This is a genomic window from Ruegeria sp. ABM4_193, from assembly GCF_056158705.1.
On the sequence record NZ_JBSWTT010000001.1, the window covers coordinates 2,601,432 to 2,621,677 of the forward strand.

Sequence of the window (20,246 nt, forward strand, 5' to 3'; positions counted from 1 at the left end):
GCATGTGCCGCCATAGGCGGCGCATTTATTGCACAGCTGATGCCATTGACTGCGGCTTATCCTTCTTTGCGGATAACCTCGTTCTTCGGATCGTAGGGGCTGTCGCATGTGACAACTGCATCCCACAGCTTGTCCTGCATTTTGACCTTCAACTTGGTGCCTTCGACCGCCAGCTCTGGCTTAACGTAACCCATGCCGATGGACTTCTCAAAAGCCACCGAATACCCGCCCGAAGTCAGACGACCCACACGCTCACCCTCCGGTGTATATAGCACCTCACGGCCCCACGGGTCGGCATCGTCTGGTCCGTCGATCAGCAGGGTACAGCACTTCACGCGCACGCCGGTTTCTTCCAGTTTGGCCTTTCCGTAGAAATCTTTGGACAGATCGACAAAACGCGGCAGGTCAGCTTCCAACGGGGTCGCATCACGGCCTAGTTCGGTACCGAAGGCACGGTAGGATTTCTCCTGACGCAGCCAGTTCTGAGCACGGGCACCGACCAGCTTCATACCGTGTTTCTCACCGGCTTTTTCCAACAGGTCGAACAGGTAATTCTGCATCTCGATCGGGTGGTGCAGTTCCCAACCCAGCTCACCAGTGTAAGCCACACGGATCGCGTTGACCGGGCACATGCCCAGTTCGATCTGACGCGCCGACAGCCACGGGAAGCGCTTGTTGGACAAAGCGGTTTCCGGATCGGCATCTTTGATGACCTCTTTCAGAACGTCACGCGACTTGGGTCCGGCGATGGCGAAGACGCCCCACTGAGTGGTCACGTCCTGGATTTCGATGTAGCCGAACTCCTCCATCTTGTCCTCAGCCGCCTTACGCAGATAGTCTGCGTCGTATTCGGTCCAGGCACCGGCAGAGACGATGTAGTAGTTATTCTCGCCATTGCGGACGATAGTGTATTCGGTGCGGGTGGTGCCGTGCGAGGTCAGCGCGTAGGTCAGGTTGATACGACCGACCTTGGGCAGCTTGTTGCAGGTGAACCAATCCAGGAACTGCGTCGCACCGGGGCCTTTGACAACATGCTTGGTGAAGGCCGACGCGTCGATCAGGCCAACGCCTTCACGGACCGCTTTGGCTTCTTCGACGGCATACTGCCACCAGCCACCACGGCGGAAAGAACGGCTTTCCTTGTCGAAATTGTCCGGTGCATCCAGCGGGCCGAAATAGTTCGGACGTTCCCAGCCGTTCACCCAGCCGAATTGTGCGCCGCGCGCCTTCTGGCGGTCGTAAGCCGGAACAGTCCGCAACGGGCGGCATGCTTCACGCTCTTCATCCGGGTGGTGCAGGATGTAGACGTGCTCATAGCACTCTTCGTTCTTGCGGGCCGCAAACTCGGTGGTCATCCAGTTGCTGCTGTAGCGCTTGGGGTCCAGCGAGGCCATGTCGATTTCGGCTTCGCCATCGACCATCATCTGTGCCAGATAATAGCCGGTGCCACCTGCGGCGGTAATACCAAACGAAAAGCCCTCGGCCAGCCACATGTTGCGCAGACCCGGCGCCGGACCGACCAGCGGGTTGCCATCGGGAGTGTAGCAGATCGGACCGTTGAAATCGTCTTTCAGACCGGATTCGGCGCAGGACGGCACACGTTCCGCCATCGCCATGTACTGATCCGCGATCCGGTCCAGATCCAGCGGGAACAGGTCCGCGCGGAAGCTGTCCGGTACGCCGTGCTCAAAGCGAGCAGGCGCGCCGTGTTCGTAGATACCCAGAATCCAGCCGCCGCGCTCTTCGCGCGCGTAGGATTCGTTGTCGGCGTCGCGCACAACGGGGTGCTCGGGGTTGCCGGCTTCACGCCATTTGACCAGCTCGGGGTCTTTGTCCATGACGATGAAGGTATGCTCGACCGGGATTGCAGGCATCTTGATGCCCAGCATCTTGGCGGTGCGCTGCGCATGGTTGCCCGATGCAGTCACAACGTGTTCGGCCGTGATGACGACCTGCTCGTCGGATGGGACAAGGTTGCCGCCCTGTTCGACCATCTTGGTGCAGGTGACTTCCCAATGGGTACCGTTCCAGTGGAAGGCATCAGCCTGCATTTTGCGGACGATATCCACGCCACGCTGGCGCGCGCCCTTGGCCATGGCCTGCGTGACGTCTGCGGGGTTAATATAGCCGTCCTCGGTGTGATAGATCGCACCTTTCAGATCGCCGGTTTCAATCAAAGGCCAGCGCTCTTTGATCTGATCCGGGGTCAGCCATTCGTATTTGACGTCACATGTCTCGGCCGTGGAGGCATAGAGCATGTATTCATCCATACGATCCTGCGTCTGTGCCATGCGCAGGTTGCCAACCACCGCGAAACCCGCGTTCAGACCGGTTTCCTCTTCCAGCGTCTTGTAGAAGTCGACCGAGTATTTGTGGATATGGGTGGTTGCGTAAGACATGTTGAACAGCGGCAAAAGGCCAGCTGCGTGCCAGGTCGAGCCAGAGGTCAACTCGTCCCGTTCGATCAGCATCACGTCATCCCAGCCAGCCTTGGCCAGATGATAGGCAATCGAGGTTCCGATGGCGCCACCGCCAACGACCAGTGCTTTGACTTGGGTTTTCATAACCGGGCGTCTCCCCTTGAATTCAGCTGACACCATATGGCGCAGTTAAGGGGCGGCGCGCGACATTCATCCGACCAGTGATAGGAAAAAAACGACCCGAACAACAAATGCAGGTCGCAGATCGATCATTCAGCCGCCGATTTCAACCACTGGAACTGCAGCGTTTGCTGGTTCCGACCGTGGTGCAAACCAGCCTGCCGCCCTCGTCTGAAGGTTTCTGAGCTGCTGGTTCCTGTGGTTGGGATACCTGTGCCTCTGACTCAGCATGGTTATCTGCGAACCCAGCACGCGAAGATACTGAAGCCAGATAGCCTTTGATGCCCATACCGTCTTCCGATGCCTTGGCTTGCTGGTAAAAATCCAGCCCAGCAACAGCCAATCCGCAGATTGTAATAAAGCCTGCCAGATATTTTGCACTCATGTCGACCACCTGTCTGTCTGTGCGCCTTTCAGATCAAAACATGTGGACGATTTAAGGGCACAAAACGGACCAGATCGCGAAACCGCTAGGGCTGATCAGACAGAATTTTGCCGGGGTTCATAATGTTGAGGGGATCCAGCGCGGCCTTGATTGCGGCCATATATTGTGTGGCAACCCCAAGCTCTTTCTCAAGGTAAGGTCGCTTGCCCTGCCCTATGCCATGTTCCCCCGTGCAGGTGCCCTCCATCGAGATCGCAAGATCGTTGAGCCAGCCAACAAAGGCGTCCGCCTTGGCGACCTCTTCAGCATTTTCCATGTCGATCAGCAACAGCGTGTGGAAATTGCCATCCCCGACATGGCCCACCACCGGAGCAAGCAAGCCAAGTTCGGCTGCCTTTCTTTGGGTCTGGGTCACACATTCGGCCAAACATGAGATCGGTACACAGACATCCGTAGAAATACCGCGTGCGCCGGGGCGCAGTTGCAGACACGCCCAATACATATCATGCCGCGCCTGCCACAGCTTGTTCCGTTCCTCGGTAGTCGTGGTCGCGGCAAAATCGGTACCGCCGAATTCTTCTGCGATCTGGCCAAAGGTTTCAGCCTGTTCAACCGCGCCGCTTTCCGAGCCGTGAAATTCCAGCAGCAATAACGGCGTTTCCGGCAGGCTTAGCCCGGAATAGGCGTTAGCGGCTTGCACCGACATTTCGTCCAATAGTTCGATCCGGGCGACCGGGATACCATATTGGATCGTCATCATCACCGCGCGGCAGGCCGCGTCCACCGTTGGAAACGAACATCGCGCTGAACTGATCGCTTCGGGGATACCCTGCAGCCGCAGGGTCAGCTCCGTGATGATCCCAAGCGTACCTTCGGCCCCGACCAATAGACGGGCCAAATCATACCCGGCCGAGGATTTCTTGGCCCTTTGTCCTGTGCGGATGATCTGGCCATCAGGCATGACCGCCTCGAGGCTGAGAACATTGTCCTTCATCGTCCCGTATCGCACTGCATTGGTGCCCGAAGCGCGTGTAGCCGCCATGCCGCCCAGCGATGCATTGGCCCCGGGGTCAATCGGAAAGAACAGACCCTGATCGCGTAAATGCGTATTCAGCGCCTCGCGGGTCACGCCGGGTTGCACAACGCAGTCCAGGTCTTCGGCATGAACCGCCAGCACCTTGTCCATTTGCGTCAAATCGACCGAGATGCCGCCTGCCGGCGCATTCACATGCCCCTCCAGCGATGTGCCAGTGCCGAAGGGGATAACCGGTACGCGGTGCGCCGCGCAGGTTTTGACAATGTCTGAAACTTCCTGCGTTGTATGCGGGAAAACCACGGCATCCGGGCTTTGGTTTTCGATCCATGTCGTGGTGTGGCCGTGCTGTTCGCGGATCGCTGCGCTTGTTTGCAACCTGTCACCGAAACGTTGTTTGAGAATGCTGATCGCGGTTTCTATGCCTGTTTCATTTCTAGGCAACGCCTTAGCTTGTACCATCGTCATCCTCCCCTGCCCCAAAACACTGCGGGCCTTTCAGCCAATGACTAAAAGGCCCGCAAAGTTTGGGCAATACCCACTTATTCCAAGGGGCTACTCGCCCAGTGCAATCCCTTCACGGCGCGGGTCGGCGCCCCCGCTCAGCCCGTCACCAATTTCAATAGCGTGCAAACCCGATGTCAGATCGCGTGGGTTGACCTCAAAACCTTGCAACACCAGCGTATCCGTGAACCCTTCTGCTGCGGTGCCTGCCTCGACGTCATAGGTTCCGAAGCGATTGACCAAGTGTGGCAAGGACACCGCCTGCTGTACATCCATTCCCCAATCGGCCCAAGCAATGATCGACTTCGCGACATAGCCGATGATGCGGCTGCCACCCGGCGACCCGATGGCCAGAACCGGAGCGCCGTCCTGCATCACGATGGTGGGGCTCATGGAGGAACGCGGGCGTTTTCCGGGCTCTAACCGGTTGGCAATCGGCACACCGTCGCTATGGGTTTTGAACGAGAAGTCCGTCAGCTCGTTGTTCAAAAGGAACCCGTTGGTCATCAGACGCGAACCAAAGCCGTTTTCGATCGTCGTCGTCATCGACAGCACGTTGCCATAGCTGTCCACAATCGAGATATGCGAGGTCGAGGGCAGCTCGAGCGACACATCATCCGCCCAGTTCAGCGCATGGTCGAATTCGGGTTGCCCCGGCGCGATTTCGGCAAGCGCTCCTTCCGTGTCCAACAAAGCCGCGCGCTGCGCAAGGTAATCCGGATCAACCAACCCATTTGTCGGCATGGGAACAAAATCACTGTCGGCCATGTAACGACCCCGATCCGCAAAAGCGAGGCGAGAGGCGTCTCCGAACAGCCGCCAGGCTTCGGCGCTTTCGGGGCCCATCGCTGCCAGATCATAGCTGTTCAGCATCCCGAGAATTTGCCCCACGGTCAGTGCACCAGAGGATGGCGGCCCCATACCACAGACTTCGTATGCGCGGTATGCAGCACAAACCGGTTCGCGTTCGATCACCTGATACAGCGCCAGATCAACGCCGGACAGAACCCCCGGATTGCCCGGAGCGTTCCGCACCGTGCGGACAATATCCGCAGCTACCTCACCGCCATAAAACCCTGCGGCCCCGTCACTGGCCAATACACGCAAGGTATCAGCATAGGCAGAATTGGTCAGCCGTTGCCCTTGCTGCAAAGGCTCTCCGCCCGGCAGAAAGTAAGCGGCCGTTTCGGGAACACGCGACAGGCGCTCTGCGTCGTTTTCAACAAGGCTGGCCAAGCGTGGCGAGACCAGGAAACCTTCGTCCGCCAACCGGATGCCATCGGTGAACAGACCAGGCCAAGAGGATTGGCCCCAACGGCGGTGCGCCTCTTCCAGCAAGGCTGGCGTGCCCGGAGTGCCCACCGACAATCCCCCGACAACCGCATCGAAGAACTTCAGCGGTTCGCCCTGTTCATCCTGAAACAGCGTTGGTGTTGCTGCCTGTGGAGCGGTTTCACGCCCGTCCAGTGTTGTCATCTGCCCAGTTGCTGCGTCATACCAAACCAAAAACGCACCACCACCCAAGCCCGAGGATTGCGGCTCGACCAGACCCAGCACGACTTGTACGGCCACCATCGCATCCGCAGCGGACCCGCCTGCGCGCAATACTTTCGCCCCGGCTTCAACGGCCAGTGGGTTGGCTGCGGCCACCATCCAGTTCTCGGATGTGACCGGAACACCGTCCAGCTTGGCCTCAAGCGCGGCGATGACCTCTTCGGTCAGGGCCTGCACCTGCCCTTCAGTGGCGGTTTCTGGCGCAACGGCATCAGCCGCCTCCTGAGCCAGGACCGGCGTAGAAAGCGCATATGCCGAAAGTAACAAAGCGGAAACACATCTCATCTGATCAAATCCTCCAATACTTCTTTTTGTTTCAAACCTGTAAGCAATGACCGCGCTCTGCAATGGTTTGCTGTACAGGCGTGATTCAACAGCAAGGTTTCGCCTCGCCATCTAGGGCGCGGCATCGTCCCGATTCTGGTCAAACCGCTTCATTCCAGTGAACTCGGGCAACCAGTCTTCGCGCCGCGAGGCCCAGCATTCATAGGTTGGCGTCAATTGGTTGGGCTCGTCGAGACATCCCAGATGCACCTCGACCTCAGAACCGCTGCGCGCAAAGACCGGAGAACCACAGGTTGGGCAAAAAAATCGATCCGCATAGCCCTGTGACGGGCCAGAAATCTCGACGGCATCGCTGGGAAATATTGCTGCCGCATAAAACAACGCTCCATGATGCTTACGACAGTCCAGGCAATGACAAATCCCAACCCGAAGAGGACGGTCCGAAGCCGTAATGCGCAAACGTCCACAGCGGCACCCCCCTTCAAACCGGTCCATGAAGGCTCCTTTCCGGTGACTTACAGCATCGAGGGCACAACCTGGTCTGGCGGACGGTGGCCATCTTCGAAGGTCTTGATGTTGATGATGACCTTCTCACCCATTTCGATCCGCCCTTCCAAAGTGGCCGATCCCATATGCGGCAACAGCACAACGTTGGGCAGCTGCCGCAGTCGAGGGTTCACATCGGTGCCTTGCTCGTAAACGTCTAGCCCTGCACCTGCGATTTCTCCCGCTCGGATCATCCGCGTCAGGGCGTTTTCGTCGACAACTTCACCGCGTGACGTGTTAACAATCACGGCTGACGGCTTCATCAGCTTCAGTCGGCGTGCGTTCATTAGGTGGAATGTCGATGGGGTCGATGGGCAGTTGACCGAGATCACATCCATTCGCGCGACCATCTGATCCAGACTTTCCCAATAGGTCGCCTCTAACTCTTGCTCGGTCTCGGGACGCAGCCGGCGACGGTTATGATAGTGCACTTGCATTCCAAACGCACTTGCCCGCCGCGCAACGGCCTGCCCGATCCGGCCCATGCCCAGAATACCTAAACGCCGCCCCCCGATGCGCCCGCCCAGAAAGGCGGTTGGAGCCCAGCCGGCCCAGTCACCTTGCTGCATCACGCTCAATCCTTCAGGAATGCGGCGCGTTACGGCCAGGATCAACGCCATTGTCATGTCGGCAGTGTCATCAGTCAGTACACCCGGCGTGTTCGAAACCAGAATGCCGCGCTGTCGGGCTGTGGACACATCAATATTGTCGACACCCGCCCCATAATTGGCGATCAGCCTGAGGTTTTCACCGGCCTGCCCCAGCAGGCCGCCGTCGATCGTGTCGGTCACCGTAGGCACCAGCACATCGGCTTCCTGTACCGCGGCCACCAGCTCATCTCTTGTCATCGGCGTGTCGTCATCGCGCAGGCGCACATCGAACAACTCGCTCAACCGGGTTTCAACTGCTTCGGGCAACCGTCGCGTAACGACAACACTCAGACGTTCTCTTGGCACCTTGGCCCTCCCACTGCTTTGCAAACAGACGCGCGCCATGGCATCGTGGCGCAGGATAAGGCGGGGCACAAGAACCCCAGTGGCATTGAGTTGACCTTTTTTCGAAACCGGATCAACAGGCATAAGAGCAGGCAGTCAGTGAGTGGTATTCGACCGGTAAAACGCCAATGTCTGGCGGCGATATCCGTATTTCTGGTCATGTTCAGCTCTTGGGCTGCGCATGCCGAGGATAAGCGTGGATCCGTCACAAACCTGCCCCTACCCCGCTATGTGTCAATGAAGGCCGCCGAAGGGAACGTTCGGCGCGGGCCGTCGCTAAGCCATCGAATCGACTGGGTCTTCAAACGGCGCGGTATGCCGCTGCAGGTGACGGCAGAATATGGCAACTGGCGCAAAGTTCAGGACCGAGACGGGGCTGGTGGCTGGGTTCACTATGCTCTGTTGTCAGGTGTGCGCACGGTACTGATCGAATCTGACATGCTGCCCGTCTATACCCGCCCCGACCCCAACTCGCCCGTAAATGCACATTTCGAGACCGGCGTCGTGGCCCGCCTTGGCACGTGTTCGCTGGACTGGTGCCGGATCACGGCGGGTGGTTATCGGGGCTGGACTTTGAAAGCGAATCTTTGGGGTGTCGACCCTTCAGAGATCCGCGAATAAGACGCGGGTTCAGGCTTGCGCTGAACACCTTTTGCAAAAGGTTTGAATTCACCGTCGGTTTAAGTTGTAACTGGGGCAAACGGAGGATTCCATGCGCGCAGTTACTTATTCCGCTTTCGGAAACGCAGCCGAAGTCTTGCATCTTCAAGACCTTCCTCCGGTTTGTCCCGGTCCGGGTGAAGTTACTGTCGAGTTGGCATTTTCAGGCGTCAACCCATCCGACATAAAAGCCCGCGCCGGAACCCGACCGGGCGTGACGGAACCTCCTTTCCCTTTGATCATCCCCCATAGCGACGGCTCTGGCGTGATCACAGCTGTCGGCGACGGCGTCCCCGCATCCCGGATCGGGCAGCGCGTGTGGGTCTGGAATGGGCAATGGCAACGCGCATTTGGGACAGCCGCCAGCCACATCACCTTGCCCAGCGATCAAGCCGTCCACTTACCAGATTCGGTGTCACTCGAGACTGGTGCGGTTCTGGGTATTCCGGGACTGACGGCTTGCCACGCTGTGTTCTCAGGGGGCACTCCCAAAGGGCATACGATTCTGATTCACGGTGGTGCTGGTACGGTCGGGTATCTGGCCGTTCAGCTTGCAAAATGGGCGGGCGCACGCGTCATCGCAACGGCCAGCCGCCGTAACTTCGACCGGGTGAAATCGGCTGGCGCGGATGTGGTGCTTGACTACAACAGCCCAGATCTTGCTGATCAGATATTGGGCGCAAATGACGGTCGCACAATCAGCCGCGTCATCGATGTCGAATTCGGAGCAAATATCGAAACGAACACCGCCGTAATTGCCGAAAACGGCCGCATCAACGCCTACGGCTCCGCGCAAAACATGGCACCGGTTTTCCCTTTCGGGCCAATGATGTTCAAGGCCGTAACGCTCGAGATGATCCTGATTTATCTCTTGCCAGCAAGTTTGCGCTCTGCCGCCATTGAGACCCTTCACAATGCCCTGACCGAAGGTGCCCTGACCTGTCCTGTACAGAGCGTCTTTGCATTAGAAGACTGCGCATCCGCTCATGACATGGTTCAGGATGGGAACCGCGTCGGGGCAGTGTTGGTCGCCACCAAATGACCACGCCAAAAATTTTTCCGACCGTCACGTTTTTTTGCCAAATAGCTCTTGAACCCCGACAACAACAATCGTAGACAGCCGCTCACCGTTGGGGTGTAGCCAAGTGGTAAGGCAGCGGTTTTTGGTACCGTGTATCGTAGGTTCGAATCCTACCACCCCAGCCAGGTCATCGGAACATGGAACGGCAGCAGGCGCTTGGGTCACCGGTACCCGAGAAATGCCCCCGTTTATGCCCCCGCTAAGATCACGCACGTCTTGCTAGCCTGTCTTGCTGTCTGCACGTCAGCGGTGACCTCCCCCAGACAGAGGGAGAGGCCGATAGCGGTTATGGCTGAGTATAGCTGGATAGGGATAAGTAATGGAAAACGCGGGATAAAGAAGAGAAGAGAAACTCAAACCTCCCCCCCCCCCGATCACCCCAGTTTCCTCATCCTCCAAGAGAATCCAGATACGCTAACCTCTCGCTGAAGATACGATGACGGATCCGATAGGCAGGGCAGCGGGGGAGAAAGAGTTATTTCAAGCCGAAATCTTGAAACAATATCAAAACAGCCCCATGTAGGACATTCGCTAACCGCCTACATCCAGTAGGCACCATGATCAGCGTCTAGAGGCGCTATAGCGGTTTGGTCCGCTATGAGGCTCCGAAAGGGCCTCCTAAAGAACTCAAATCACAACATAAACCACGGGCGAAGTGTGTCTCGTCGATGGCTCGATGCTGTCTTCGATTCCGCTCGACCAATCACGTCTTCAGGGCCTCAGTGCGCTCTGGGCGTGGTCGCGTACCAATGAGGGCCAAATGAGTCATGGAAGAAAGAAACGTTGGAATGATCCTAGAGGAGTTATCAATCACAAATCCGCACTATTCCAAGCTACTAGATATTCACCGATATTCCGAGCACCCGAATGTTACCCATCTGACCGAGCAAGTCTGGGCAACATGTTATGGGGAGCCAGAAAGCAACAACCTAAAGAAGGGCGGCGTAAGACCCAAGGCCAGCAGCATGGTTCAACTTAGAACCATATTGCTCGATCTCTATTTGGCCTGGGACACAGACCCAGAGTTGTCAATTGGCGTGGCGATGAACAACACGGCCTGGAAAACAGGCTCCCGCTACAACAAGATTGGGATGTCTCGACTGACGCCTAGGGTAATCCACCGACTGCGGGAAGTTGGCTACATTTCTCTATCGGCTGGCAGCTATGCTGGTCCCGGAGCCAGCACGAACCGCACTACCCGGATAAGGGCGGCAGAACCGCTTCGGCGGATGTTTCGGGAAGCTAAGTTCGGACCACAGCATATCCTGAACCACCCGGGAAAGGAGTGCATTCTCATGCGATCCAGCGAGAAGTCAGAGAGAAACATCGAATACAAGGATACTCCGGCGACTGAGCAGATGAGAGCAGACCTGATGAACTACAACAGGCTGTTGCTACGAACTTTCATCGATATACCGGATCAGGAAGGTACTTTCATTGAACGCCCGGTTAAGTCTGGAGTTCGTGCGGGCGAGATAACCCGAGTTCCTATCTGCGGGTTCGATAACTTCGTTCATCGTGTCTTCAATCGCGACGACTGGTCATTCGGTGGCCGCTTCTATGGCGGCTGGTGGCAAACGGTCGGGTCAGAGGTTCGAAAGCGTATCCACATCAATGACGAACCGACTGTCGAAGTGGACTATCAAGCCCTTCACGTCGCGATTCTGGCAGCAAATAGAGGAGTGGAGCTGGAGGGTGATCCTTATGAGTTGGGTGATGAATTATTGCCCGATTTGGATAACGTGAAGCAGCGCAAATTGGTGAAACTGCTGATCCTCATGGCTCTGAATGCCAAGAACGAGCGGTCAGCTTACAGTGCGTTCCGGGACGCCTCTCCAGTTGGCTCGATGGCAAAGTCGATGAAGAATGCGGAGCTTCGGCTAGTACTGGATGCTGCAATCGAGAAACACCCATTCCTCAAGGAGGACCTGTGCGCGGATCGTGGGATATCGCTGATGAACACAGACAGTTTGATGGCTTCCATGGTGATCCGACACTTCACCAAACAGAAGATACCTGTGCTTTGCATCCACGACAGTTTCCTGATTGGGTATTCACATGCTCGGAGGCTTAAGACCGCTATGAACCTCGCGGCAGCCAACGTTCTCGGTTGCCCGGTTGCCCTATCCAATAACTATCTTGGGTTAGATGAGGTTGAACGGGAAACTCCCAGCTTGGTCGATGATTATATGGACATGCGTTATCTCCCCCGCTGCCCTGCCTATCGGATCCGTCATCGTATCTTCAGCGAGAGGTTAGCGTATCTGGATTCTCTTGGAGGATGAGGAAACTGGGGTGATCGGGGGGGGAGAGGTTTGAGTTTCTCTTCTCTTCTTTATCCCGCGTTTTCCATTACTTATCCCTATCCAGCTATACTCAGCCATAACCGCTATCGGCCTCTCCCTCTGTCTGGGGGAGGTCACCGCTGACGTGCAGACAGCAAGACAGGCTAGCAAGACGTGCGTGATCTTAGCGGGGGCATAAACGGGGGCATTTCTCGGGTACCGGTGACCCAAGCGCCTGCTGCCGTTCCATGTTCCGATGACCTGGCTGGGGTGGTAGGAAACCTTGCCGCCCGATGAAACCTATACGCTTTTCCAACCGGTGACCGGAACTGGGGCGGTTTCGGGGGCATTTTTCAACCGCTGACTTACCCGTTTACTGGTGCCGACGGGTGCTGACGAGACCGCTAGACCGACCGTCCACTGGCGCTGAGACGACCGCTGACGAGTGGTTCCAAGGGCTGACTGGAGGTCGCCGGTGCTGGCGGTTGGGGGCTGGTGTGGTTGAACACGCTTACGGATGAGAATGCTTGTACTTGCTCGGGATTTTAGTGATTAACCAACATAAGCAAATTCAAAAGACAAAAGACAAACAGGAGATCTAGATGGTTCTTAGAAGAACGCGGATTGAAGCAAATGGAACTGAAACACAGTTTACGGAGCACGCTTACGAAGGTCGGTTCCCATATCGTGCCGAGATTCAATTTTCGAGCATAGACGAAATCCGGGAACTTCATCGCCAAGGGCGTGTTATCGGCGTTCGTATGTCAAACAACCCTCAGCCCGGCAGAGAGCCGCAAAGAAATATAGTTGGAGTAGCTGACATTGAAGGCCTCTAAGGCACCGCCAAACGCCACAAACTGCACTCGTTAAATTGAATATCTTCAACCAAATTGGAAACAGCCTAAAGGTTGAGGCTGATTGTGCGTAACTTCTGAAACGTCGGGCTATCTAACGCTCAATCCGCTGGGGCCGCTAGTCCTCGCTTACGTTATCTGGGTCGGCTTGCTCATCCTCACTGTCTCTTCGCCTCAGTGGGTTTAAGCTTGCTAACTGCGAAGGTACTGAGCCGATGACACCGCCGACTGACGCTGCTGCCGAACCAATGGCGTTACCCACTGGTGCAACGGTTCTTGATACGGAGAACTTTCCTTCATTCGCGAATACCTTTGCTATCCGCTCCAGCGCCATTTCTTCTCGCTCGTCTAGGATGCCATCTGCTTCAGCCACAGTATGCAAGAAGGTCATAATGTCAGAATACATATGCTCAAAACTGCAATCCGGGTTATCTCTGGTAAACGCGCCAAGTGTTTGCGCCGTCGCTTTGATGTTATATTCATCCAGTCGAAGTTTCACGAACTCAAAACCACGTTCGGCAAATTGCTCCGAATAACCCCACTCTTCTACGAAATAGCACCTAATGGCTGCTTCTTCTGCTTCATCGACTCTTTCGTCAACTTGGGCAACCTTCATGGCAAGCGGGGCCAATAGGTCGAAAATGCCTAGCCCCAAGACGTCCAGAGGTGTGTTGATGAAAGTGGGAATTACGGTCGTCTTTTTGTTATCAGATTTCAGATAACGGGTGATTCCGAGCCACGCGCCACCAGAAATAACGCTGGCCGCAGCTATCCATCCGACCGGAGTGGCCGCAGTCGCAGTTCCGAGTCCTATAGCAGCGAGCAAACTCGGAGCAGCAAAGAACTTCTGAGCGATCATAGCAGAGCTGGCAACTTGAGCTCCCGTCGCGGCAATTCCTGCGACATCCCAAGCTTCAAATAGCGCTTTTTTCACGCGAATGGACGTGTAGGCGTTCTCGCCAATCCCCAGCTTTGCCTTGAACCGCATATCGTCGTGAACAACGTCAACGACGCCATCAAACCAACCGTGTTCCATTAGCTGATCCCGGTATTCAGAGCGTTAAACTCGGCTAAAGATGCCATTACTCGTCTCTCGACTGCTTTATTTGAAAAATCCATGACTGCGCCTGCGGACATTCCAAAGAGAACCAGTATCGGAGTCACTATTGGGCCTAGCACCCATCCAATCACTGGAATTGAACTTACTAGAGTTCCTGCAATCGCTCCAAATACAACTCCGAAGCTTGTATTCGGATAGGCTTTGATGATTTCGAGAACCGTTTCAAGAATCTTTTGGCCGATTTTGATGACTGTCTCTCCCACTCGGATTACCTTCGTGGCGACCTGAAACAAAAGCGCCTTCGCATCAGCCGAGACCGCCAAATTGTCGATCTTTGCCTTCAGCTCTCCAGACGATAAGCCCAATGATGCCAATGACTGCAACTCTTCGGCGGAAACATCAGATATTTCCTGAGAGACCGCCTCGCCGGTATCGTCCGCTATCCCACTAACCTTCATCGCAAACCTCTTAACTCAACTACGTAAACAGCTAAAATATCGTTACTTTTCATCTCATTCTCGCCGCGTAATTTCGAAGCGGCAAGAAAAAAATATCAAAGTGATCCCCCGGCAACCCGTTGAGGGCCGCCGAGGGTTGTGTCTACGAGGGTGGTCTTCGGTTAACGACATAGTCTGCCAGCCACTGCCAGTAGGCTTCAGCATCACGGAACCCTTGAGCCCGAGCAGCCAGATCTTCCGCCACCTTACGGGTACAACCGCCATCGTATTCAGCGATAGCAGCCCGTTCCTCGAAGGCGTCAATGTCCGGGAAGGTCATGAGGCAACCGTCCCTAGCGGGAGTCTTATCTGATCGACGATCAACCGGCGTTGCTCGTCACTGATGCCCGCTGAGTAGATGCCGTAGGTGGTGCCGTTTTCCGATCGAGCCGATTTGTGCCCGACCAGAGAGGCCGTGAAGTGCTCAGGGACACCGGTTCGCTCGCACTGGGTGATGAACCACTTGCGGGTCGAGTGAAACACCAGTCCCGGTCGCTCCAGACCCAGCCGCCGTCTCAGTCTCGCAAACCCCTTGGTGACATGCGCCACGGCCAGGTCAGGAAACAGAGGGCCGGATGCGGGTAACTGACGGAACGTCTTATCCAGCATCGGGTGAACCGGAACCAGTCGCTCAGCGGCGTCGGTCTTCAGCAGTCGCAGTTGGTTAGGTCGAACATGAACGAAGCAACCGAGGTTGCCCTTGGCCACGAGGTCTTCCCGGAGTAACCCGACCGCTTCCCCCGCTCGCATCCCTGACAGTAGACAGGTTAGCAGAACCGGATGCAGTTCTCGGTCTTTGGCTCCCAGCAGCCGGGCCACTTCATCGTCGGTTGGAACGGCATAGGGTTGAGGGCGCACCTTCCGGTCGAAGAGAACAGTCCGGAAGGGGTTGACCTCCAGATGCCCCTCGTAGACCACCCAGTCGAGGAAGTGATTAACCTGCGACCAGATGCGCCGCTGGGTCCTGGCCGTAATAGTCACCGACCCACGAGACGAGTACGCGACCAGTTGGTCCAGGGTTAGCCCTCGGGTTCGTTCTGACTTACCTATCATCGGGGACAGTCGGGCTATCGCTGACAGGAACTCCAGCCCCTCCGTCCGCGTCAGGCTGCACACTGACTGGTCACCATATCGGCTCGTGAACAACCCGACAGAGTATCGGACCGATTTGAACCCGCTGGGTCGCAGTTCATCACTACGCCGGGAGAGATAGGCGCGGCTTAAATCACGAACCAGCACCTTTACCGGCGCGACGGGTCGAGTGAAGGCAGGTTGCTCCAGATTGCATTCAGAGTCCTTCAGAGTGGCCCGGAGACGGACGAGAGACGTTTCCGGGTGGTCTACCCAATCAGGAACGTTAGCGGTGTTCTCCGTGACAGACAGGGCCTCTTCTGCCTTGCCCCGAACCTGTTCCACCAGTGTCTCGAACCGGGCATTGACTTCAGCGGCACGGACTCGGGCGGTGTTTCGGTCACTGGTCTTGAGGCTCTGCTTCAGCGCCTGAGCGCCCAGCGCGAGAGCCACGTCGACGGGATAGTTGCGTCGGTAGAGCCACGTGTGGCCCTTCAGATAGGCATAGCGAATGTGAGCAGACATCGGTCTCCTCCTTTCAGATTCAAGATTGGGATGGGGTCAGTTGGTGGAGACGCGTCTGACGATCATCTCGAGGGCCGGTTCGCCGTATGACCCAGCCAGAGGGCCAGTGACGGCATGGCCGGTAACGCAGTCTTCGAACACCTCTTCCACTCGGAACAGATGTTCGGGGACGTCATCGAAGGCGCGGACGACCACGACGTCACCGGGGTTCAACTCAAGCTCAGTCATCGTTGGACCTCCACGTCCAGAGAACCGCCAACAGAACCAGCGCCGAGACAGCGGGGTGAGACCGAGCGACCACCCAGAGCACCGTCGTCAGGACGGCCTTGGGTGGTGGGCGCAAAAGAAAACCCCCGACGAGAACGCCGAGGGCAGACAGGTACTTCATGGATCAAACTCCTGCAGTTGCTTCTTTATTTAGATGCAGGGGTTCTCTCGGTTTGGACGGGAGCGGACGTTCAATTCTCCCGGGCGAATGTCTGACGTGCGGACGAAGCCTCCGTCCGAGCTTTGCAACAACCATGACAGCGCAGCGGCGAAACCGGCTGTCTTGCCGCAAGCTCGACTGCGCGGCAGGTCTCAGGGCAGCGGCACTGGCTCCGGGAAGGTCCACGATCCGTTCTGTATCTCCTCGCGAGGCGCGTACATGCGCACTGTGTAGTTCCAGCCGGAGGTGATGGGGATACAGTTTGCGCGGCCATCGTTGCAGTTGCCGAAATGCACGGTATGCGAGCCGTCGTCATTTGGTTCGGTTGTGTAGTTGTTGTAGCTGTTCACGCCGAGGTCATTGGCCTCCAGATAGCCTTCGGCGTTGTACACCGTGATGGACCAGAATGCATCGACCGGCACATCCGCTATGGTCACGGCATGAGGCGTCGTGCCGTCGTTGGCGGCGACACTTGTGATGACGTACATCGCCGCGCTGCGAGGCTGCCCACCCCAACCAGCCGCTGTGCCGATGAGGTGATCGACTGGCCGCGTTTCGTCCTCACGTCCAAAGGCGTAGGAGGCGTCAAAACCAAGAGCCGCCACGTCGCTGAGCGCGCTCCGAATGGTCTCAAGGTCCTCCAGGTTCCAGTCCGGTGCTTCGAATGGCCCGATACCGCCGCCGCTGACTACGATCCCATCCTGCACTGTGCGAGCCCCAGCCACATCCTCCGGACTGTTCGCATCCGCAAAGGTGCGGAGAATGATCGCGGCGAAGCGGCTTCCGACGGTATCTTCGGTTAGGTCGTAGGTGCCGGGCTTGTCCTCCACGAACATGAAATGGTCCTGGTTCACGACGTGCATAGACAGGAACCGGCCGTCGGCCTCCGGTAGGGTAATGCTGACTGGCTTTGACAAGTCGAGGACGATGCCCGAATAGAGCGTGTCCTGATTTTGTCTGATGACGGTCTGGTTCTCGGGCGTGACTGGATCACGCTCGTGGTACAAAACGCCTACATCTACCCCGGCAGATGCCATGATGCCGCGAATATAGGTGTCGGTCTCGGCGCGCGCAAAATTTGCAACCGTGACGTCCTCTGCAATCGCGGAGAGAGGCGTCAGAAGCGCGAGGTACGCAAGCAGATATTTCTTCATAGCGTTTCTCCAATTGTGTCACTCGACCGGCATTGGCTGGGGGAAAGACCACGACCCGTTCACAATCTCGGCCCCGGGCTGATACATCCGAACGGTGTAGTTCCAGCCCTCCATGATCGGCAGGCAGTTCACGCGTCCGTCCTCGCAGCCGCCGAAATGCACCGTGACGCTCCCGTCCTCGTTTGGCGCTCCGGTCACATTGTTGATGGAGTAGGCTCCGGCATCGTTTGCCTCCATGTAGCCATCGCCATTGTAGAGTGTGATCGACCAGAACCCGTCAACCGGCACATCGGCCGGAACGGTCACCGCATAGGGGCTTAAGGCTTCACTGGGGTCGCTGTTGAATATCTCGTAGAACGCCGCGGTCTCGGGGTTGCCTGCCCAGCCGATGGCGGTTCCTAAAAGGTGCTTGACCGGGTCAACCTCGTCCTGTGCACCGAACATACCACCCGACCCGAATTCCGGAGGGACACTGGCGGCCAAGGCAAGCAGCTGGGCGCGCGTCCGGTCGAGCGAGGTCTGGTCCCAGTTGGGCGCGTCGAAGCTCCCGGCGTCGCTCTGGTCTACCTGAATGGCGTCCTGCAGCGCGTTGGCCTCGGTGACGTCCGCAGCATCTTCAGGGTCCATAAAGGTGCGAAAGATCGCGAACACATAGCGCGTGCCGACACTGCCCTGATCGAAGGTGAACACGCCCGCGTCATGTTCGATCGCGACGACATAATGATCCTGGTCGAACACGAGCATCGACTGGAAACGCCCCTCGGGGTCCGGCTTGGTGATCGTCACCGGTTCCGTCAGGTCGAACACCGCGAACGAGTAAAGCGTGTCCCGGTTCAACCGAATGATGTCCTGTTCCTCAATCGGGGCCGGTTCGCGTACGTGGATGAACTGCCCCAGCCCTCCCTGAGCCACGTAGCGGGCGAAGTACTGGTCGGTTTCGGCGCGGATGAAGTTCAAGACGTGCACTGGAACCGTGTCGCTGGCCAGAGCGGGTGCAGCGGTAAAAGCGAGAGCAGCGAACAGTGTTGGGGCTTTCTTAAGTAATCGCATTGAGAACCTGCTCTATGAAATGACGGCGTCGAAAACGGATCGAAGAAGACGTCGCCATGTTAGCCGGGAAGGCAGCAATGACATTGATCTGGATCAGGCCGGTTTAGAGGTGTCGATTTCGCGCTTCGCTGCAGCTTAACCGAACGCCACGTCTCAACCGCTACGACCCTTCTGGAGGCCCGCGCAATCAGTCCGCTTCGGGCTCAGAGCAGATGTTCGGCCGAATTCAGTTAAAGTCTGCTACGCGGACAAAGCCGTCGTTCGCCAAGAATGCACAAATGTCCGCTTTCTGTCTCAGTGAACAAAGCAGAGAGTGTTGAAGTTTCGCCTCCAGGACGCCACCTCTTCTCCAACACTTTCGCCGTTGAGACCGCATTTAATTAGCGCGGCAAGTTGACCTGCATCGGCCGTCGTCATGCCCCAACGGACCAGTTCTGGCGTGCCAATGCGCAACCCGTTCATATCGCCGTCAACCACGGCCAAAGGCAGTCCGATGCCGCAAGCAAGGAATCCATTCGGGCGCAGCTTTTTCGACGCCGCCTGACCGCCGCCAAACGGTTCGGCCAATACGGCGAACTGGTGGGAGTTCGTAAAGCCTTCGGCCCCTGCAAAGACCGGAACGCCCTCTGTGTCCAATGCGGCCGCCAATGCTTGCGACATTGCGATCATCTCCCTGGCATAGGCTTTCCCAAAGTCCCTCCAATCCAGCATGGTCACTGCTAAAGCGGTCGTCTTCGCAGCATCGAAGTTGGCAGTCATCCCGGGGAACGCGATGGCATCCAGCGCCTTTGCGATCTCGGCATCGTTGGTGACGATCAGTCCGCCGGCCGGTCCCCCAAGGCTTTTGTAGGTGCTCATCGTCATGAAATGCGCGCCTTCCTTCAGTGGGTTCGACCACGCCCGCCCGGCTATGATTCCGCATTGGTGAGCCGCGTCGAACATGACCTTGGCGCCGACTTCGTCCGCGATGGTACGAATGTCGGCCACGGGGTGCTCAAACAGGTTCAGACTGCCGCCGATGGTGATCAATTTGGGTCGTTCGGCCAGGGCCAATGCGCGAAGCTGATCCAGATCGACCGTGTAGCCATCTTTGTTTACGGGAGCCTCGACCGTGCGCAGCCCATAAAGCCCCGCACAGCCCGCGTTATGGTGCGTCACATGCCCGCCAATCGACGCGGGCGGAGCGATAATCGTGTCACCCGGTTTGCAGGTCGCCATGAAGCCAAACAGGTTGGCAATCGCGCCAGAGGGCACGCGGACCTCTGCAAAACTAGCGTCGAACACCTCAGCGCAAAGCTGGGTGGTGATAACCTCGATCTCTTCGATCGCCTCCAGTCCCATTTCATACTTGTCACCGGGATAGCCCAAGGACGGACGCGATCCGATACCTGACGACAAGAGCGCCTCTGCCTTGGGGTTCATAACATTGGTCGCCGGGTTGAGGTTGAAGCATGCTTCCTCGTGGATCACACGGTTCCGCTCGGCGAGTGTCTGAACCCGGGCCAGAAGATCGGCCGAGGTCGTGGACGCAGCCTTGTTGGCAATGTCCTGAATCAGAGTTTCGCTCGTTTCGGGAACCCAGTTTCGTTGTGCAAGTGTCATGCGCCATCCTCCTGTTTGCACCAATCTGGCGCCTGAAACGTGACAGCGCAAAGCAGATTTGCTATTTCTGGGCGTAGA

At 57.1% G+C, this 20,246-nt stretch carries 18 protein-coding genes and 1 tRNA gene; 4 read left to right on the forward strand and 15 right to left on the reverse strand.

Annotated elements, in window-relative coordinates:
- Window positions 1-56: 56 nt before the first annotated feature.
- From ACXADZ_RS13030 to ACXADZ_RS13055, 6 genes are all read right to left on the reverse strand, one after another.
- Window positions 57-2,564, reverse strand: a complete 2,508-nt coding sequence (locus ACXADZ_RS13030) for a GcvT family protein (protein ID WP_475196932.1) — start codon at window positions 2,562-2,564, stop codon at window positions 57-59.
- A 142-nt stretch (window positions 2,565-2,706) separates the two neighbouring features.
- Window positions 2,707-2,985, reverse strand: coding sequence for a hypothetical protein (locus ACXADZ_RS13035; protein ID WP_171185186.1), 279 nt, complete (start codon window positions 2,983-2,985; stop codon window positions 2,707-2,709).
- A gap of 85 nt (window positions 2,986-3,070) precedes the next feature.
- On the reverse strand, window positions 3,071-4,480 hold the full coding sequence (locus ACXADZ_RS13040; RefSeq protein WP_171185188.1) for an FAD-binding oxidoreductase: 1,410 nt from the start codon (window positions 4,478-4,480) through the stop codon (window positions 3,071-3,073).
- Between the two features lie 93 nt (window positions 4,481-4,573).
- Complete coding sequence (ggt, locus tag ACXADZ_RS13045; protein WP_475196936.1) at window positions 4,574-6,361, reverse strand: gamma-glutamyltransferase; 1,788 nt, start codon at window positions 6,359-6,361, stop codon at window positions 4,574-4,576.
- Window positions 6,362-6,472: 111 nt separating this feature from the next.
- The gene (locus ACXADZ_RS13050) at window positions 6,473-6,856 is read right to left on the reverse strand and encodes a GFA family protein (RefSeq protein WP_475196939.1); all 384 of its coding nucleotides are present in this window, start codon (window positions 6,854-6,856) and stop codon (window positions 6,473-6,475) included.
- Between the two features lie 20 nt (window positions 6,857-6,876).
- Window positions 6,877-7,863, reverse strand: coding sequence for a 2-hydroxyacid dehydrogenase (locus tag ACXADZ_RS13055; RefSeq protein ID WP_475196942.1), 987 nt, complete (start codon window positions 7,861-7,863; stop codon window positions 6,877-6,879).
- A 198-nt stretch (window positions 7,864-8,061) separates the two neighbouring features.
- On the opposite strand from ACXADZ_RS13055, the gene ACXADZ_RS13060 reads away from it, so the two are divergent.
- From ACXADZ_RS13060 to ACXADZ_RS13075, 4 genes are all read left to right on the forward strand, one after another.
- Window positions 8,062-8,523 carry an SH3 domain-containing protein gene (locus ACXADZ_RS13060; RefSeq protein WP_171092660.1) on the forward strand — a complete coding sequence of 154 codons (462 nt, stop codon included), beginning with the start codon at window positions 8,062-8,064 and terminating at the stop codon, window positions 8,521-8,523.
- A 91-nt stretch (window positions 8,524-8,614) separates the two neighbouring features.
- Entirely contained in the window at window positions 8,615-9,604 is a 990-nt protein-coding gene (locus ACXADZ_RS13065) for an NADPH:quinone reductase (protein WP_475196943.1), read from the forward strand.
- Between the two features lie 89 nt (window positions 9,605-9,693).
- Window positions 9,694-9,768: transfer RNA gene (locus tag ACXADZ_RS13070), tRNA-Gln, on the forward strand.
- 642 nt (window positions 9,769-10,410) lie between these two features.
- Window positions 10,411-11,928, forward strand: coding sequence for a hypothetical protein (locus ACXADZ_RS13075; protein ID WP_475196946.1), 1,518 nt, complete (start codon window positions 10,411-10,413; stop codon window positions 11,926-11,928).
- 972 nt (window positions 11,929-12,900) lie between these two features.
- On the opposite strand, the gene ACXADZ_RS13080 is transcribed toward ACXADZ_RS13075, so the two are convergent.
- From ACXADZ_RS13080 to ACXADZ_RS13120, 9 genes are all read right to left on the reverse strand, one after another.
- Window positions 12,901-13,818, reverse strand: a complete 918-nt coding sequence (locus ACXADZ_RS13080) for a TerB family tellurite resistance protein (RefSeq protein ID WP_475196947.1) — start codon at window positions 13,816-13,818, stop codon at window positions 12,901-12,903.
- A complete protein-coding gene (locus ACXADZ_RS13085; protein WP_475196949.1) occupies window positions 13,818-14,300 on the reverse strand; it encodes a hypothetical protein in 483 nt (160 codons plus the stop codon). The genes ACXADZ_RS13080 and ACXADZ_RS13085 overlap by 1 nt, the downstream gene beginning before the upstream one ends.
- 142 nt (window positions 14,301-14,442) lie before the next feature.
- Complete coding sequence (locus tag ACXADZ_RS13090; RefSeq protein ID WP_475196951.1) at window positions 14,443-14,619, reverse strand: hypothetical protein; 177 nt, start codon at window positions 14,617-14,619, stop codon at window positions 14,443-14,445.
- On the reverse strand, window positions 14,616-15,935 hold the full coding sequence (locus ACXADZ_RS13095; RefSeq protein ID WP_475196953.1) for a DUF6538 domain-containing protein: 1,320 nt from the start codon (window positions 15,933-15,935) through the stop codon (window positions 14,616-14,618). The genes ACXADZ_RS13090 and ACXADZ_RS13095 overlap by 4 nt, the downstream gene beginning before the upstream one ends.
- Before the next feature lie 36 nt (window positions 15,936-15,971).
- Complete coding sequence (locus tag ACXADZ_RS13100; protein ID WP_475196955.1) at window positions 15,972-16,163, reverse strand: hypothetical protein; 192 nt, start codon at window positions 16,161-16,163, stop codon at window positions 15,972-15,974.
- Complete coding sequence (locus ACXADZ_RS13105) at window positions 16,156-16,323, reverse strand: hypothetical protein (protein WP_475196957.1); 168 nt, start codon at window positions 16,321-16,323, stop codon at window positions 16,156-16,158. Before ACXADZ_RS13105 ends, ACXADZ_RS13100 begins: the two co-directional genes overlap by 8 nt.
- Before the next feature lie 191 nt (window positions 16,324-16,514).
- The gene (locus tag ACXADZ_RS13110) at window positions 16,515-17,516 is read right to left on the reverse strand and encodes a DUF1214 domain-containing protein (protein ID WP_475196959.1); all 1,002 of its coding nucleotides are present in this window, start codon (window positions 17,514-17,516) and stop codon (window positions 16,515-16,517) included.
- A gap of 18 nt (window positions 17,517-17,534) precedes the next feature.
- A complete protein-coding gene (locus ACXADZ_RS13115) occupies window positions 17,535-18,566 on the reverse strand; it encodes a DUF1214 domain-containing protein (RefSeq protein WP_475196962.1) in 1,032 nt (343 codons plus the stop codon).
- Between the two features lie 294 nt (window positions 18,567-18,860).
- Complete coding sequence (locus ACXADZ_RS13120) at window positions 18,861-20,168, reverse strand: aminotransferase class I/II-fold pyridoxal phosphate-dependent enzyme (RefSeq protein WP_475196964.1); 1,308 nt, start codon at window positions 20,166-20,168, stop codon at window positions 18,861-18,863.
- Window positions 20,169-20,246 lie beyond the last annotated feature (78 nt).